Raw genomic sequence first — 16,920 nt, forward strand, 5'->3', positions numbered from 1 at the left:
TGGTTTGTCCTCGTCGCAGTGCGTGGCGTTAGTGGGCAACAGCGGCGGCGCCGTGTTCGTCGATCAGGTGGCCGGTATAGAAACGCTCCAGCGAAAAAGCCGCGTTCAACGGATGCGGCTCATCCTTCGCAATGGTGTGCGCGTAGGCCCATCCGGAACCCGGCGTCGCCTTGAAGCCGCCGGTGCCCCAACCGCAATTGAAGTACAGCCCTTTCACGTCGGTCTTGCTGATGATCGGGCACGCATCCGGCGATACGTCCACGATGCCGCCCCACTGGCGGTTCATCCGCACTCGTGAGAACACCGGAAACATTTCGACAATGGCCTCAAGCGTGCCTTCGATAATCTGGAAACTGCCGCGCTGTCCAAAACCCGTGTACTGGTCCACGCCCGCGCCGATCACCAGATCGCCCTTGTCGGACTGGCTGATGTACGCGTGCACCGCGTTCGACATCACCACCGTGTTGACCACCGGCTTGATCGGTTCCGACACCAGCGCCTGCAACGGATGGCTCTCCAGCGGCAGCCGCACGCCGGCCATGTCGGCGAGCGTCGAAGTATTGCCCGCTGCCACGATCGCGACTTTCTTCGCCTTGATGAAACCCTTGGTGGTGTCCACGCCGGTCACCTGGCTGCCGTTGCGGCGAATGCCCGTGACCTGGCAGTTCTGCACGATATCGACGCCGGCCTGATCCGCGCCGCGCGCGAAGCCCCAGGCCACCGCATCGTGACGCGCCACGCCGCCGCGCCGCTGGATCGACGCGCCGAGTACCGGATAGCGGCTGTTCAGATTGATAGTCGGCTCGATTTCCTTGATCTGCGCGGGCGTCAGAAATTCGGCGTCCACGCCGTTCAGCCGGTTCGCATTCACGCGGCGCTCGGTGTCGCGCACATCCTGCAACGTATGCGCGAGATTCATCACGCCGCGCTGGCTGAACATGACGTTGTAGTTCAGGTCCTGCGAGAGCCCTTCCCACAGCTTCATCGCTTTCTCATAGAGCGCAGCCGACTCGTCCCACAGATAGTTTGAGCGCACGATGGTCGTATTGCGCGCCGTATTGCCGCCGCCGATCCAGCCCTTCTCCAGGACAGCGACATTGCGCACGCCATGTTCCTTGGCGAGGTAGTACGCGGTGGCAAGACCGTGCCCGCCGCCGCCGACGATCACGACGTCGTATTCACGTTTGGGCTCGGGGCTCTTCCACTGTCGCTCCCAGTTCTCGTGATAGGACATCCCGTTGCGCAACAGGCTGAATATCGAATAGCGGCTCATCGTGGGTCCTTGTTGGTGCGGTCTTTGCTGGTGTTCGTGTTTGATAAAACGGGATTCAACACTCGATGACGTTCACGGCCAACCCGCCGCGCGACGTCTCCTTGTACTTCGTCTTCATATCGGCGCCGGTTTCGCGCATCGTCTTGATCACGTTGTCGAGCGACACGTAATGCTGGCCGTCGCCCTTCATCGCCATGCGCGCGGCGTTCAACGCCTTGATCGCGCCCATCGCATTGCGTTCTATGCACGGAATCTGCACGAGTCCGCCGACCGGATCGCAGGTCATGCCGAGGTTATGTTCCATGCCGATTTCGGCGGCGTTTTCGACTTGCGCCGGCGTGCCGCCCATCACGGCGGCGAGCGCCGCGGCGGCCATCGAGCAGGCCACGCCCACTTCGCCCTGGCAGCCCACTTCGGCGCCCGAGATCGATGCCGTTTCCTTATAGATGATGCCGATCGCCGCGGCCGTCAGCAGGAAGTTGACGATGCCCTCGTCGTTCGACGCATGCATGAACTTCACGTAGTAGTGCAGCACGGCGGGAATCACACCGGCCGCGCCATTGGTCGGCGCGGTGACGACGCGCCCGCCCGCTGCGTTCTCTTCGTTGACGGCCATTGCGTAGAGGTTGACCCAGTCGAGCATGGAGAGCGGATCGCGCAGCGACTCTTCCGAGCGCGAACGCAATTGCCCGCAGAGATCCGCGGCGCGGCGCTTCACGTGCATCGGACCGGGCAGCTCGCCGCGCACCTTGCAGCCGCGCTCGACGCACGCGGACATGGTGCGCCAGATCGCCAGCAAGCCTTCGCGCACTTCCTGTTCGGGACGCGCCGCGCATTCGTTGCGCAAGGTGATCTGCGCGATCGACAAACCGGTTTCGCGGCAGACGCGCATCAGATCGTCGCCGGTACGAAACGGATACGGCACGTCCGCGCCGGCGCGCACGCCGTTCACGCGATCGCCTTCGCGATTCACCACGAAGCCGCCGCCGACGGAGTAATACTCCTTCTCCACCAGCAGCTGGCCGTTTTCATCGAAGGCCTGAAAGCGCATGCCGTTCGGATGCACGATGCCCGAACCCGGCGCGCCCGGCATCAGCTTGCGGAAAAAGCCCAGATGCTCGCGCTCGTCGAATTTGACGGGATGCTTGCCGAGCAGCACCAGTTGCCTGGACGCGCGGATCGCTTGCAGGCGCGGCTCGATCAGGTCCGGGTCGATGGAGTCGGGCAGATTGCCTTCGAGTCCCAGCAGCACCGCCTTGTCCGTGCCGTGCCCCTTGCCGGTCGCGCCGAGCGAGCCGAACAGGTCGGCTTTCACGCTGCGCACGAAGCCGAGCAGATTGGCGTCTTCGATATGCGAGGCGAAGCGGCATGCAGCGATCATCGGCCCCACGGTGTGCGAGCTTGAAGGACCGATACCGATCTTGAACAGATCGAAGACGCTGACGTTCATGGCGTGCCTTGTGCGTTGCGATGCCTTGGGTGGATTGGCCTCTATTGCAGCGCAGGTCAAATTGAACCGATAGAATAAAAACGGCATCGCAGTGGGATAGTGGCGTCAATGGACGCGCCGGCAAAGGCCCGCGGCGTATTTACGAAGACTTCTGACGCATTTGCGACATGCGCCCGGCTTGTGGCTAGCGATGCTGACGATGCCTGCGGCGCAGCGCCGGTTGTGCCGCAGGTACGGCCGGGCGCGGCAGACGCCGTCCCCGGTGCTATGCTTGATCCAACCCTTTCGCTCGCTGGCTGCATGCATGAATTCCGCTGAACCGCTTCCCCCTCGATCGATCGACGGCACCTCCAGGCAGCGCATCCGCTTCGGCATCATCCTGTTGCCGAACTTCACGCTGACGGCGTTTTCGGGTTTCGTCGACCTGCTGCGCCTGTCCGCGGACGAAGGCGATTTCAGCAAGCCCGTGCGCTGTTCGTGGAGCGTGATAGGGGAAACCCTTGCTCCGGTGCGCGCGAGTTGCGGCATCCAGATCACGCCGTGGGAAACGTTCGACAGCGCCGAGCCGTTCGATTACGTCGTGGTGGTCGGCGGCCTCCTGCATTCCGGACCGGCCGCGAACGACGCGACGCTCGCTTTCATCCGCCGCGCCGCCGCCACCGATGCAACGCTCGTCGGCATGTGCACGGGCGTGTTTTCGTTGATGCGCGCAGGCGTGCTCGACGGTTACCGCATCTGCGTGAGCTGGTTTCACTACTGGGATTTCATCGAGCGCTTTCCGTCGGTGAACGAAGAAGCGCTGATCGCCGACCGGCTGTTCGTGATCGACCGACGGCGCATTACCTGTTCCGGCGGACGCGCGTCGATCGACGTGGCCGCCGCGATCCTGTTGCGTCATTTTGAAACGGCCACGGTGCAGAAGGCGCTGCGTATTTTGCTCGTCGACGATATGCAGAAAGGCAACGCGCCGCAGCCGCATCCGCCGGGGCTCGCGCCGGCAACACATCCCAAGGTCAAGCGCGCGATTCTGCTAATGGAGCAGCATGTGGGGCGCTCGCTGTCGCTCGATGAGCTTGCGGGGAAGCTTGATCTCTCGCCGCGTCAGTTGGAACGGCTTTTTAAAGCGGAAACGGGTAAGGCGCCGCAGGCCTACGCGAAGCAGGTGCGGTTGCGCACCGCCGCCTGGCTATTGACGAGTTCGGATAAGACGGTGGCGGATATTGCGTCGAGTTGCGGGTTTTCCGATGCCTCGCATCTGGGCCGCGAATTCCGCAAGCAATTCGGTTTGCCGCCGATGATGTATCGCGAGCAGCGCGGCACGGCGGCGGAAGCTGAGGATAGTAGAGACTATGACGAGACGTTTCCGGGGCGGGCGCAGGCGATTTAAGCCGTAGTTTGCCAGGCACGCAGTTGGCATGCCGCGGCTTTCGCGTCGCATCGACGACAACGCGAAAGCCGCGCCATAAACCGAGCTAGTTCAGCAGTTTCACTTCCCCGCCACATAAGCCTTCACAGCCGGCAACCCATCCTTCCCGTCATACGTCTTCACCCCCGCCAGCCACTTGTCCAGCACCGCCGGATTCGCCTTCAGCCATTCGCGCGCGGCCTTATTCGGATCGGTCTTGTTCATGATCGGCAGCATGACGTGATTCTCGATATCGGTCGTGAACTGCAGATTCGACACCAGCTTCGCGACGTTCGGACAGCGCGCCGAATAATCACTCGGCGTGACCGTCAGCACTTTCGCTTCGCCGTAGTTCGGCCCAAACACGGCATCGCCGCCGGACAGATAATCGATCTTCATCTGCACATTCATCGGATGCGGTTCCCAACCGAGAAACACGATCGGTTTCTTGTCGCGAACCGCGCGGTTCACTTCGACCAGCATGCCCGCCTCGCTCGACTCCACCAGTTTGAACTTGCCGAGCCCATACCGATTGGTGTCGATCATCTTCTTGATCAACGCATTGCCGTCGTTGCCCGGCTCGATCCCGTAGATCTTGCCGTCGAGCTTGTCGTAGTTCTTCGCGATGTCGGCAAAGGTCTTGATACCCGACTGATACGCGTAATCGGGCACCGCCAGCGTGTATTTCGCGCCGGTCAGATTCGGCGTCGGCAACACGCTGAGCTGGCCGGACTTCCTGAACGGGTCAATCATCGGGTCCATGGTCGGCGACCAGTAGCCGAGGAACACGTCGATCTGCTTGTTCTTCACACCGGCGAACGTGATCGGCACCGAGGCGATCGTCTTGGTCGGCTTGTAGCCAAGCCCTTCGAGCACGGTCGCCGCCAGCCCGGTGGTCGCCGCGATATCGGTCCAGCCGACATCGGCAAATCGCACGTCGCGGCAAGTGGCAGGTTCCGCGGCCAGCACAGACGACACAGACAGCGCGCACAACGACGCAGCCCACAAACGTTTCATGGCGTTCCCTTAGAGTGATTGATATTCGACTGGATTGGATGAAGCGGATTGTTTTACGCCAATCATTACTCGGGCGCTAAGCGGACAAGCGCCGCTCGACGCTTGGCGCGTGCCCGAACTGCGCGCGATACGCCTTGCTGAAATGACACGCCGAATGAAAGCCGCACACGCTCGTCACGCGCGCAATCGACGCGTCCGTATTGCGTAGCAACTCACGCGCGCGCCGCAACCGCAGCGTCAGATAATAATGCGTGGGCGACACGCTCAGGAACATCTTGAACATGCGCTGCAAATGCCGCTGCGACAGATGCACGAGCCGCGCGAGTTCGTCGAGCGATAACGGCTCCTCGATATTCGCTTCCATCAGCCGCACCACCTCGACGAGTTCCGCGCGCGAAAACCCGACCCGCGCGTCGACGGGAATATGCTGATAGTCGGTCGAGCCGCGAATCCGCTCGACGATGAACTGCTCGGACACCTGCGCGGCCACCGCCTGACCCAGCCGCATGCCCACCAGTTTCAGCATCAGGTCGAGCGGCGCGGTGCCGCCGGTGCAGGTCATGCGATCGCGGTCGATCACGAACAGTTCGTCGGCGAATCGCACGTGCGGATAGCTCTTGTGCAACGGCGACATGTCTTCCCAGTGCACGGTGCAGCGATAGCCGTCGAGCAGGCCCGCGGCCAGCAACGCATACGGTCCCGTGCAAATGCCGCCGAGCGGTATGCCCTTTTCCGCGACATCGCGCAGCAGCGCGATCACCGTGTCGTCCACGTAATCGCGCACATGCCAGCCAGCGCAGACGATCAGCACATCGGGCATGCCGGCTTCAGCGAGCGTCGTGGTGGGCTTCACGGTGATGCCGTTGCTCGCTCGCGCCGGTTCGCCGTCCGGCGTGATCACCGACCACCGGTAGTGCTGCGCGCGGCCCACGTAGTTGGCCATGCGCAGCACCTCGACCGCGCTGGTGAACGCGATCATCGAAAAGTTCGGCAGCGTCAGAAAGCCGACGTGCGCGAGGCCGGACAGCGGCGAATTGGCCCCGGGCTCGACAGGCGTGAGCGCGTCGCGCTTCATAGGCGGCTCAGCCGTGTTGCGCGGCCGGCTCGCGGCGCACTTTCATGACGCTGCGCAGGCCCGACAGCAGCGGCGCGCGCGCCGTGCCCGGCGAACGGCCGAAGCTTTCCGTGATGCGGTCCAGAATGATCGCGAGCATCACCACCGAGAGTCCGCTTTCAAAGCCGAGCCCGATGTCGAGCCGCTGAATACTGGCCAGCACGTCGTTGCCGAGACCGCCCGCGCCGACCATCGACGCGATGATCACCATGGAGAGCGCCATCATGATGGTCTGGTTGACGCCGGTCATGATGGACGGCAGCGCATTCGGAAACTGCACCTTGTAGAGCAGTTGCAACGGCGTGCAGCCGAACGCCTGCCCCGCTTCGACAATCTCGCGGTTCACATGCTTGATGCCGAGCGACGTGAGACGCACCGCCGGCGGCATCGCGAAAATCACCGTGGAGAGAATTCCCGGCACGCGGCCGAGGCCGAACAGCATCGCGGCCGGAATCAGGTAGACGAAGGCCGGCATGGTCTGCATCAGGTCGAGCACGGGCCGCACGATCATCTCGACGGTGCGGCTCTTGGCCGTCCAGATGCCGAGCGGCACGCCGAGCAGCAGACTGATCAAGGTGGACGACAAGGTGAGACCGAGCGTGATCACCATCTGATCCCAGAACCCGGTGCCGTAGATCAGCAGCATGGCGAGCAGCGTGAACAGCGCGAAACGCCAGCCCACCCGCCACAGGCCAATGCCCACGAAGAACGCCATCAGCGCCCACATCGGCACTGCTTGCAAGCCGTGTTCGATCACCGCGGCAAAGCTCTCGATCACCTTGCCGATCGAATCGAAAGTTTTTGCGTCGTGGTCGAGCAGGTAGTGAACGCCGTGATCGACCCAGGCGCCAAGTGGAATGACTTCAGACATGGGAACTCCGATGGCGCGTGAGAACGTTCAGCACGTTCGTCTTGTTGACCGAACCACAGTAAGAACCGTCGGCTTCGACGACCGGCAGCGGCGCGCGGCTCGCCACCACGAGTTCGACCACATCGTCGAGCGGCGTGGTGCGGCGGATGCATTCGATCTGATTGAGTTGCGGCGAGGCGCTGCCCATCGCATCGCGGCACACGAAGCCGCGAATCTTGCGTTCGCTGTCCAGCACGAACGCGTAGTCGGCGCTCCCGTTGAGCGTGGCGGCCACGCTCGACGCGTCGATCTGCGGCGAGTGCTGCATGAGCGGCACGGCGTCGGTCTGCATCAGATCGCCGGCGGTCAGATAGCGGCTGGTGTCGATGCCTTCGAAGAACGCGCGCACGTAATCATCGGCGGGATTGGTGATGATCTGCTGCGGCGTGCCGACTTGCACGACGCGCCCGCCTTCCATGATCGCGATGCGCGTGCCGATGCGCATCGCCTCTTCCAGATCGTGCGACACGAACAGGATGGTGCGTTGCTGTTCGCGTTGCAGATCGAGCAGCACGTTCTGCATTTCCTTGCGCTTGAGCGGATCGAGCGCGGAGAACGCCTCGTCCATGATCATCAGCGACGGATTGACCGCCAGCGCCCGCGCGAGACCCACGCGCTGCTGCATGCCGCCGGACAGTTGCGCGGGCAGCTTCTGCGCGAACGGCGCGAGGCCGACCTGTTCGAGCACGGTCATCGCGCGCTTTTCGCGCTCCTTGCGGCCCACGCCCGCCACTTCGAGCCCGAAGGCCGCGTTGGACAGCACGGTGCGCTGCGGCATCAGCGCGAAGGACTGGAACACCATGCTCATGTCCTTGCGGCGCAGCGCCGTCAGCTCGGAGCGCGGTACGCTGGCCACGTCGCGGCCGTCGATCAGCACCTTGCCGGCCGTCGGCTCGACGAGGCGATTGATCAGGCGGATCAGCGTCGACTTGCCCGAGCCGGACAGGCCCATCAGCACGAAGATCTCGCCTTCCTTGACTTCGAAAGACACGTTGTGGACGCCGACAATCTGACCGGTGCGCGCGAACACTTCCTCTTTCGTCGCGCCGCCTGCCAGCATGCCGATCGCCTGTTTCGGGTTGGTGCCGAACACCTTGCACAACCCTTCGACCACGACCTTGGGGGAATTCATTGAATACTCTCCTATGTCGACCGGAGTTAGGGCTTTGCACGGCCCCGAGCCCCCGCACTGAAGCGTGAACTCGGGCCGACGGCTAAAGCGCTAACTCAGGCCCCATGCAAGATGGTTTCTGCGGTGACAAATGCCCGTCCGCGCTGTGCATACATAGTTGCCAGAAAAAAGTATCGCTAGCCGACTATTTGCGACAACCACATGTGTAAATACGACACCCGCTTTTTGGGCACGCTGGCCAGCGTGGTGCGGAGCCTTGTGGGGCAAGGGTTTGGAGGGTGTCGAGGGGCGCTTTGACGCGTGTCGCGTTAGAGCAAGTGGAGGCGATGCGACGCAGATAAACGCCGCCCGTGGAGGTCTGCAGGCCCTGATGCGGCAACGCAGCAAGTGCATGCACCGCAAACCTGGGCCAAAAAAAACCGTTGTTCCTGCCATTCAACGGCGAGTTGCGCTCGCCAATGGAGAGCTCACGACACCGACACCCCCAGCAATCGCCCCACCCCAAACGTGAACGCAGCCGCGATCAGCCCGATCACGACCTGCCGGAACGCGGAGAACCCCGCACTGCGTCCGTTGAACAGCGACGTGAACACGCCGATCGACGCGAGCGCCAGCATGCTCAGCAGTACGCACTGCACGACCGCGCTATACCCCTGCGTCCACAGAAACGGCATCACCGGAAAAATCGCGCCCACGGAGAACAGGCAGAACGACACGCCCGCCGCCGACCATGGATTGCCGCCCAACTCCGCCGGATCGAGTCCGAGTTCTTCGCGAGTCAGCGTGTCGAGCGCCTTGCCTTTGTCGCGCATCATTTGCGAGGCGACACGTTTGGCCTCGCCCGCGTCGAGACCTTTGGCGCGATAGATCAGCGCAAGTTCGTGCTCTTCGGCTTCCGGCGATTCTTCGAGCTCCTGCGCCTCTTTCGCGATCTGCGTGCTGGCCAGCTCGCGCGCATTGGTCACCGAGAGCCATTCGCCGAGCGCCATCGAACACGCGCCGGCGATGAGCCCCGCCAGTCCCGTCAACAGAATCGCCTTGTTGCCGGTTCCCGCACCGGCCACGCCCATGATCAGGCAGAAGTTCGAAACGAGGCCGTCGTTGGCGCCGAGCACGGCGGCGCGCAAGTCGTTGCCCGCTCCCGCGCCCTTGTGCCACGACTCGGCCGCGGTAATTCGCGCGCCCGGCGACAGGCTCGTATCGCCGCCGCCATGAGCGAGCGCCTGCACCATCGCGGCGTGATGATGTTCGTCGGCCGACATGCGGCCCGCGTCCGGCTGCCCCTGGTATTTGTTGCGATCGGCGTATTCCGCGGCCGCCAGCGTGGGCAGCACGAAGCCCGCGCCGAACATGCGGACCAGACCTTTCATCAAACGTGTTTTGACGGCCTGGCCGGTGCCTTTCGGATCGAGCCCGTTGGCCCTTAGCTTGTCGGCCCAGACTTGCGCATGATCGCGCTCGGATCTCGCGAGGTCGCTGTAGACCTGCTTGCGTGTGCCGTCTTTCTCGACTTTCGCGAGCGTTTCGTACAGCGCGGCGCTGTGCAGTTCATCGGAGAGATTGGCTTTGTATCGTTTGACTTCGCGTCTGGATGCCATGGTGCTGTGCCCGCCTATCGAGTCCACAGCATCGAAGCGTAATCGATTCAGATACGCAAAAGGTCAAACCCCTAAAGCGCGTCGTGAGCGAGAACCACTACGCTTCTCATCACCATTCGAGCGGGCTGGATCATTGCGCCGCGTGCGCGGCCCGATACCCGCGCCGACCGACCGCCAACGTGAGCAGGGCCGAAACCGCGAGACTCGCCGCCACCACATAGAGCCCGGCGGCATACCCGCCCGTCACGCTTTTGAGCCAGCCGATCGCGAACGGTCCGACGAAGCCGCCCAGATTGCCGATCGAATTGATCATGGCGATGCCGGCAGCCGCCCCCGCGCCCGAGAGAAACGTGCTCGGCATTGCCCACAGCGGCGCCTTTGCCGCGCTGATGCCGACGTTCACCACGATCAGCGCCAGCACGACGCCCACCGCCGTATCCGCGAGGCCGGCCCAGCCGAGCCCGATGGCGGCCGCCACGCAAGGCATCACCACGTGCCAGGTGCGCTCGCCTCGGCGGTCCGAATGACGCGCCCACACCACCATGCCGAGCACCGCCAGCACGCTCGGAATCGCATTCAATGCGCCTGTGCCGAGCGCGCTGAAGCCGAACTGGCGAATGATGAGCGGCGCCCACAAGCCGAGCGTGTAGAGTCCCGCGGAGGTGCCGAAATAGATCATCGACATGATCCATACGCGCGAGTCGCGCAGTGCGGCGAGCGCACCGGCGGCATGGCCTGCCTGCGATTCGCGTCCCATCCGTTCTTCGCGCAAGGTGGCGATGAGCCAGGCTTTTTCATCGGCGGCAAGCCATTTGGCTTTGTCCGGGGAATCGGTGAGCGCTTTCAATACCACGAAGCCGAGCAGCACGGCGGGAATCGCTTCGATGATGAAAAGCCATTGCCAGTCCTTCAGGCCGAACAACGCGGGCATCTGCATGATCGCGCCGGAAATCGGCGAGCCGATGGCCGTCGAGAGCGGCGCGGCCGCCATGAACGCGGCGGCGGCGACGGCGCGCTGGCGGGCGGGAAACCACTGGCTCAGATAAAGGATGATGCCGGGGAAGAATCCGGCTTCGGCCACGCCGAGCAGAAAACGCAGCGTATAGAACGAAGTCGGCCCCGCCACGAAGGCCGAGGCCGCCGATACCAGCCCCCACGTCACCATGACGCGTGCGATCCAGATGCGCGCGCCAACCTTGTTGAGGATGAGATTCGACGGCACCTCGAACAGAAAATAGCCGAGGAAGAAAATGCCGCCGCCGAGCCCGAACATGGTCGGCGTGAGGCCGAGATCCTTGTTCATTGTGATGGCGGCAAAGCCGACGTTCACCCGGTCGAGAAAGCTGACAAAGTAAAGCAGCATCACAAAAGGCAGGATGCGCCAGGTCAGCTTGCGTACCACTCGGGCCTGCAGTTCATTGTTCATACCTGTCTCCACTCAATCTCTGTGCGATGCAGTGAGATCGCCCGTGACGGGGTCGTCCGGGCGTTATGGTTTTGTGTGACTTTTTGCGCGTGGCGGCTTCAGGCGGCCTTGACGCTCGCCGCCGGTTCCACCGGTGCAGTGGTAGACGCATTGATCGGCGACTGCGCCTCCAGGATCGCGCACACGGCATCGGTCACCTGCACGGTCGTGGCTGTGCCGCCCAGGTCGCCCGTGTGCAGAGACGGGTCCGCGGTGACGCGCTCGATTGCCGCCATCAATTGCCGCGCGGCGGCGTGCTCGCCGAGATGCTCCAGCATCATCACCACCGACCAGAAGGTGCCGACCGGATTCGCGAGGCCCTTGCCCATGATGTCGAATGCGGAGCCGTGAATCGGCTCGAACATGGACGGATAGCGGCGCTCGGGGTCGAGATTCGCGGTCGGCGCGATGCCGAGGCTACCGGCCAGCGCCGCGGCCAGATCGCTGAGAATATCCGCGTGCAGGTTGGTGGCGACGATCGTGTCGAGCGTGGCCGGCCGGTTGACCATGCGCGCGGTGGCGGCGTCGACGAGTTCCTTGTCCCAGCGCACGTCCGGAAACTCTTTCGAGACCTGCACGGCGATCTCGTCCCACATGACCATGGCGTGACGTTGCGCGTTGCTCTTGGTGATCACCGTCAACAGCTTGCGGGGCCGCGATTGCGCGAGCCGGAACGCGAAACGCAGAATGCGTTCGACGCCCGCGCGGGTCATCATCGAGACATCCGTGGCGACTTCGATCGGGTGGCCCTGATGCGCGCGCCCGCCCACGCCGGCATATTCGCCTTCCGAGTTCTCCCGCACGATCACCCAGTCGAGATCCTTCGGCCCGCAGCGCTTCAACGGCGCGTCGATGCCGGGCAGGATGCGCGTGGGGCGCACATTCGCGTACTGATCGAAGCCCTGGCAGATTTTCAGGCGCAAACCCCATAGCGTGACGTGATCGGGAATATCCGGGTCGCCCGCCGAGCCGAACAGAATCGCGTCCTTGTGACGAATCGCATCGAGACCGTCGGCCGGCATCATCACGCCATGCTCGCGGTAGTAGTCGCCGCCCCAGTCGAAATTCTCGAAGTCGAAACCGAAGGCGTCGCTGCGCGCGGCGATGGCTTCCAGAACGCGCCGGCCAGCAGGTACGACTTCCTTGCCGATGCCGTCGCCGGGAATGGTTGCGATGCGATAGGTCTTCATTGGGCGTCTCCATGATGTTGAAAGCATGGGATGCATCGTAGAACGGCCACTGCCCGGAAAAACGCTGCTAGACTCAAAGCATCCTTAACTTCAGGTTAACAATAGGCCGCTTCATGCCCTCGTCGATCCAGCCGGATGATCTCGCCTTCTTCTCCACGCTCGCCGCAAGCGGCAGCCTCACGGCGGCCGCGCGCGAACTCGGACTGAGCACGGCGGCCGTGAGCAAGCATCTGGCGCAAATGGAATCGCGGGCGGCCGTCTCGCTCGTCAATCGCACGACGCGGCGCATGAGCCTCACGCCGGAGGGCGAGCTGTATCTCACGCGCGCGCGGCGCATTCTGAGCGAGATGGACGACCTCGCCCAGTTGCTCGGCGGCTCGCAAGCGGCGCCGAAGGGCTTGCTGCGCGTGAATGCGACGCTCGGTTTCGGACGCAGCCACGTGGCTCCGCTGATCTCGCGGTTCGTACGGCGCTTTCCCGAAGTGGATGTGCAGCTGCAGCTTTCGGTCGATCCGCCGCCGCTCAGCGACGACGCCTTCGACGTGTGCGTGCGTTTCGGCGAGCCGCCGGATACCCGCGTGATCGCGCGCCGGGTCGCGTCGAACCGGCGGCTGCTGTGCGCCTCGCCGCGCTATCTTGCCGAGCGGCGGGCGCCGCGCGGTCCGGCGGAGTTGGCGCAGCACAATTGCATCGGCATTCGCCAGGGCGGCGACGCTTACGGCGTCTGGCGTCTGACCAGCGGACGCGGCGCCACGGAAAAGACCGAAACGGTCCGTGTGCGCGGCAACCTGACCACCAACGACGGCGAAATCGCGGTGAAATGGGCGCTGGACGGCCACGGCATTCTGATGCGCGCCGAATGGGATATTGCGGAGTATCTCGCCGATGGCCGGCTCGTCCAGGTCTTGCCCGACTACCGCACTCCCGGTGCGGATATCTACGCAGTGTACCCACAGCAGTTACAGATGACGGCGCGGGTCAAGGCGTTCGTCGACATGCTGGTCGAGACGCTCGGCGCGCGCTGAGCGGGTCTTAAGTGGGTAATTGAGTAGAGGCGGCTGAAGCGGGCTGAGTCGCGTCGCCTGGCTCGCGCACGCGATCCATACCGCCAGCCGCGCGACGTTCAGTCTCGCCGCGCGGCTGCCTGGGCGATTACTGGCTCGCGCCTGTTCCGACGCCGGCCTTCTTCTGGGCTTTCTGCAGTTTGTCCGGATAGTTCGGGTCGTTCTGAGCCGGCTGATAACCGGCGTCTTCGAGCTTCTTCAACTCGGCGTTCTTCTTGGCGCGGGCTTGCTTGCGCGCCTCTTTACGCTCCGCTTTGGTGGGTTTCGCACTGCTCGCCGCGGCAGGCGCGGCCGACATGGCAGCGTCGCTGGCGCCTTGAGCCGCGGCGAGCGGAATGGTGCCGGCGACCATGGCGGTGACGGCGAGGCCGAGCATGATCTGTTTAATGGCGAAGCTCTTCATCTTCAATTCCCCTCTCTCAAGTTGGCAAAAGCATTCAAGCGCATCCAGGCTTGTCTGTGAGTCTTCTGTGCACCACCGCGAGCCGTGCACGACACTCAGTCCCGACTCGCGCTCAAAGCTTACAGGCAAACCGTCAAAAGAGTCATTTCAGCGCCGCGAGCGGGTGTTGCGAGCGGGTGTTGCATCAGGCAGACGAGTCTCGCGAGCCAGCCACGCGCGCCGCATCCTCTTCCTGTAATTTGCGCCACAAGATCTTGCCGCTGCCCGACTTCGGCAGCGACGCCACGAACTCGACGATGCGCGGGGCCTTATAGGCGGCCATCTGCTCATGCGCCCAGTCGATGATCTCCTGTGCAGTAATTGTGCCCGCATGCGCCGCGTCGGGCACCACCAGCGCCTTCACGGTCTCGCCTCGCTTCTCGTCCTTCACGCCGATCACGCAAACTTCGTGAATCGCCGGATGCCGGTACATCAGGGCCTCGACTTCGGCCGGCCACACCTTATAACCGGACGCGTTGATCATACGTTTGAGACGGTCGGTCATGAAGAAATAACCGTCTTCGTCGATATGGCCGAGATCGCCGGTTCGCAGAAACCGCTTGCCGTCGAGTTCGATGAACACTTCCGCCGTCGCCTTCGGATTACCCCAGTAGCCCCGCATGACTTGCGGCGCATGAGTGACGATCTCGCCGGTCTCGCCTTGCGGCAGTTCCTCCAGCGAGACCGGATCGATCACGCGCGAGTCCACGTCGAACACGGGAATGCCCAGGCACTGCGGCTTCGGACGATGCGGCGGATTGATGTGCGTGCCGGCGATCGTCTCCGTCATGCCGTAGCCTTCGACATAGTCGAGTCCGGTCAGCGCCTTCAGCTTGCGGGCAATCGCGTCCGGCATTGCCGCGCCGCCGCCGCGCGTGCCGGTGAGGCTCGACAGATCGTATTCGTCGAGCTTCGGGTTCGAGAGGAAATCGACCATCATCGTCGAGATGGATTGCCACGCGGTGACGCGATATTTCTGCATGCATAGCGCGGCGGCCTCGCGATCCCAGCGCGGCAACAGCACGATGGTCGTGCCGGAAAAGACCGCGCTGTTCATGCCGCCTTGCATGCCGGTCACGTGAAACAGCGGCAGGACCGATAGATAAACGCCGTCGGGCGGCGACGAGAACCAGACGCAGCCGCCGAGCGCCGTGCTCATCACGCTGCGGTGCGTGTGCATGCAGCCTTTGGGCTTGCCGGTGGTGCCCGACGTGTAAGGCATGACGCACAGATCGTCGGGACCGGTCGTGAGTGGCCCCGGCTCGATATGTCGACCGATTACTTCTTGCCATGAGGTGACGCCGGGAAGATCGAATGTCTTGCGCGGCGCGGCGACGAATTCAGGCACGGGAATCGGCGAGGTTTTCTTCAGATAATCGCTATACGTCGCGACGATTGCGTGCTCGATGCCCTTTCCAGGTCCGCTGCCGATCAGCGGCGCGACGTTCGCGAACAGGCATTGCGGCGCGATGATCGTGGTCGCGCCGCTGTCCTCGACGTAGTGCGCCAGCTCGGCGGTCATGTTCATCGGATTGACCGGCACCACCACCGCGTTCGCCCGCAGGATGCCGTAGTAAGCGATGATCCATTGCGGACTGTTTTGCATATACAACAGCACGCGGTCGTCGGCCTTGACCTGACACGCCTGTTGCAGAAAACCCGCGATCCGTTCGGCTTCGTCCTTGAATTCGGCGAACGTGATCGGCGTGTCGTAGAAGATGATGAACGGCTTGTGGGGATAGCGCGCCGCCGAGACTTCGGCGTTATAGAAGAGATTGGTCTCGGGCAGCGTTAAGTGCAGTGGCAATTGCGGCGGCCAATGCGGGTAATGGCGTTGGTTCATCAGCGTCTCCAGCTTTTTACTGTCGGTGCGCGTCGGTTTGCTGCCGCGCGCTTTCGTTCACATCGCCGCGTTGGACCCGCGCCGTGCTCAGACGATGATCGCGCCGCCATCCACCGCGAACTCCTGGCCGGTGACGTGGCGCGACGCTTCGCTCGCGAGAAACACGATCGGACCTTTGAGATCTTCTTCGCCGCCCAGACGCTGCAATGGCGTATGCGAGACGATCGTTTCTCCGAGCTTATCGAGCAAACCCACCGTCATCTTCGAAGGAAAAAAGCCCGGGCAGATTGCGTTGACGTTGATGTTGTACTTGCCCCACTCCGCAGCGAGCGCCCGCGTGAAATTGATCGCGGCCGCCTTGGACGTGTTGTACGCAATCGTGTTCATGCCCGGCGGCGAACCCTTCAAACCCGCCACCGAAGCGATATTGACGATCTTGCCGGCGCGCCGCGGGATCATGCTGCGCTTGCCGACTTCGCGAGCAAGAAAGAACGGTGCGTTGACGTTCAGGTTCATGACCTTGTGCCACGCTTCGTCGGGATAGTCTTCGGCGGGTGCGCCCCATGTCGCGCCCGCGTTGTTGACGAGAATATCGATGCGGCCGTGCAGGCCTAGCACTTCATCCACGAGACCGGGGATGCCTTCGAAGCGCTGCAGGTCGTTGACCACCGTTTGCACTTCGATACCGAGTTGTTGCAGATGCGTTTTCGCTTCGGCAAGTTCTTCGGCCTTGCGCGCGGTGATGGCGACGCGGCAGCCCATTTCGCCGAGTGCCTCGGCCATTTGCAGACCGAGGCCGCGCGAGCCGCCGGTAATGAGTGCAACCTTGCCGTCCAGTTGAAACAGGTCCTTCGCAGACATTGTGTCGCTCCTCCAGAATTGTTCTGGCATGCAGATCGGCATGCCGTGTTTTGCGCCCATCATACGTGCCGAAATTCGACCTGTAAATAAAAGCACGGTCATTCACTTTGGAGGTAGACTGGCACGCATCACCGCGTGGCGAAGCATCGGGAATTA

14 protein-coding genes are annotated in these 16,920 nt (G+C 63.1%); 2 read left to right on the forward strand and 12 right to left on the reverse strand.

What is annotated here, in order from left to right; all coding sequences use genetic code 11:
- Positions 1-28 precede the first annotated feature (28 nt).
- Both B0G73_RS11800 and B0G73_RS11805 read right to left on the reverse strand, forming a co-directional pair.
- Entirely contained in the window at positions 29-1,273 is a 1,245-nt protein-coding gene (locus B0G73_RS11800) for a sarcosine oxidase subunit beta family protein (RefSeq protein ID WP_106280856.1), read from the reverse strand.
- A 55-nt stretch (positions 1,274-1,328) separates the two neighbouring features.
- Positions 1,329-2,723 carry an L-serine ammonia-lyase gene (locus tag B0G73_RS11805; RefSeq protein WP_106280858.1) on the reverse strand — a complete coding sequence of 465 codons (1,395 nt, stop codon included), beginning with the start codon at positions 2,721-2,723 and terminating at the stop codon, positions 1,329-1,331.
- A 304-nt stretch (positions 2,724-3,027) separates the two neighbouring features.
- Between B0G73_RS11805 and B0G73_RS11810 the strand changes: the two genes are divergently transcribed.
- Positions 3,028-4,110, forward strand: a complete 1,083-nt coding sequence (locus B0G73_RS11810) for a GlxA family transcriptional regulator (protein WP_106280859.1) — start codon at positions 3,028-3,030, stop codon at positions 4,108-4,110.
- 99 nt (positions 4,111-4,209) lie between these two features.
- Here B0G73_RS11810 and B0G73_RS11815 read toward each other — a convergent pair whose 3' ends face one another.
- The 7 genes from B0G73_RS11815 to B0G73_RS11845 all read right to left on the reverse strand — a co-directional run bounded on the left by B0G73_RS11815 (position 4,210) and on the right by B0G73_RS11845 (position 12,554).
- Positions 4,210-5,145 (reverse strand): choline ABC transporter substrate-binding protein, encoded by a 936-nt coding sequence (locus tag B0G73_RS11815; protein ID WP_106280861.1) that lies wholly within the window; start codon positions 5,143-5,145, stop codon positions 4,210-4,212.
- 76 nt (positions 5,146-5,221) lie between these two features.
- Positions 5,222-6,220: a GlxA family transcriptional regulator gene (locus B0G73_RS11820; RefSeq protein ID WP_106280863.1), complete on the reverse strand. Its 999-nt coding sequence runs from the start codon at positions 6,218-6,220 to the stop codon at positions 5,222-5,224.
- A gap of 7 nt (positions 6,221-6,227) precedes the next feature.
- A complete protein-coding gene (choW, locus tag B0G73_RS11825) occupies positions 6,228-7,130 on the reverse strand; it encodes a choline ABC transporter permease subunit (RefSeq protein WP_106280865.1) in 903 nt (300 codons plus the stop codon).
- Positions 7,123-8,301, reverse strand: a complete 1,179-nt coding sequence (locus tag B0G73_RS11830) for a glycine betaine/L-proline ABC transporter ATP-binding protein (RefSeq protein ID WP_106280867.1) — start codon at positions 8,299-8,301, stop codon at positions 7,123-7,125. Before B0G73_RS11830 ends, choW begins: the two co-directional genes overlap by 8 nt.
- A gap of 467 nt (positions 8,302-8,768) precedes the next feature.
- Positions 8,769-9,899, reverse strand: coding sequence for a VIT1/CCC1 transporter family protein (locus tag B0G73_RS11835; protein ID WP_106280869.1), 1,131 nt, complete (start codon positions 9,897-9,899; stop codon positions 8,769-8,771).
- Between the two features lie 130 nt (positions 9,900-10,029).
- Positions 10,030-11,325 carry an MFS transporter gene (locus B0G73_RS11840; protein ID WP_106280871.1) on the reverse strand — a complete coding sequence of 432 codons (1,296 nt, stop codon included), beginning with the start codon at positions 11,323-11,325 and terminating at the stop codon, positions 10,030-10,032.
- 98 nt (positions 11,326-11,423) lie between these two features.
- On the reverse strand, positions 11,424-12,554 hold the full coding sequence (locus B0G73_RS11845) for a tartrate dehydrogenase (protein ID WP_106280872.1): 1,131 nt from the start codon (positions 12,552-12,554) through the stop codon (positions 11,424-11,426).
- A gap of 113 nt (positions 12,555-12,667) precedes the next feature.
- Here B0G73_RS11845 and B0G73_RS11850 point away from each other — a divergent pair, with 113 nt between their 5' ends.
- Positions 12,668-13,579: a LysR family transcriptional regulator gene (locus B0G73_RS11850; RefSeq protein ID WP_106280874.1), complete on the forward strand. Its 912-nt coding sequence runs from the start codon at positions 12,668-12,670 to the stop codon at positions 13,577-13,579.
- Positions 13,580-13,706: 127 nt separating this feature from the next.
- Here the strand turns inward: B0G73_RS11850 and B0G73_RS11855 are convergent, their stop codons facing one another.
- The 3 genes from B0G73_RS11855 to B0G73_RS11865 form a co-directional block, all read right to left on the reverse strand.
- Positions 13,707-14,021, reverse strand: a complete 315-nt coding sequence (locus B0G73_RS11855; protein WP_106280876.1) for a hypothetical protein — start codon at positions 14,019-14,021, stop codon at positions 13,707-13,709.
- A gap of 184 nt (positions 14,022-14,205) precedes the next feature.
- Entirely contained in the window at positions 14,206-15,903 is a 1,698-nt protein-coding gene (locus B0G73_RS11860) for a long-chain fatty acid--CoA ligase (RefSeq protein WP_106280877.1), read from the reverse strand.
- 87 nt (positions 15,904-15,990) lie between these two features.
- A complete protein-coding gene (locus B0G73_RS11865) occupies positions 15,991-16,764 on the reverse strand; it encodes an SDR family oxidoreductase (protein ID WP_106280879.1) in 774 nt (257 codons plus the stop codon).
- Between the last annotated feature and the right edge of the window lie 156 nt (positions 16,765-16,920).

This window comes from Paraburkholderia sp. BL25I1N1, from assembly GCF_003002025.1.
Lineage (GTDB): Bacteria > Pseudomonadota > Gammaproteobacteria > Burkholderiales > Burkholderiaceae > Paraburkholderia.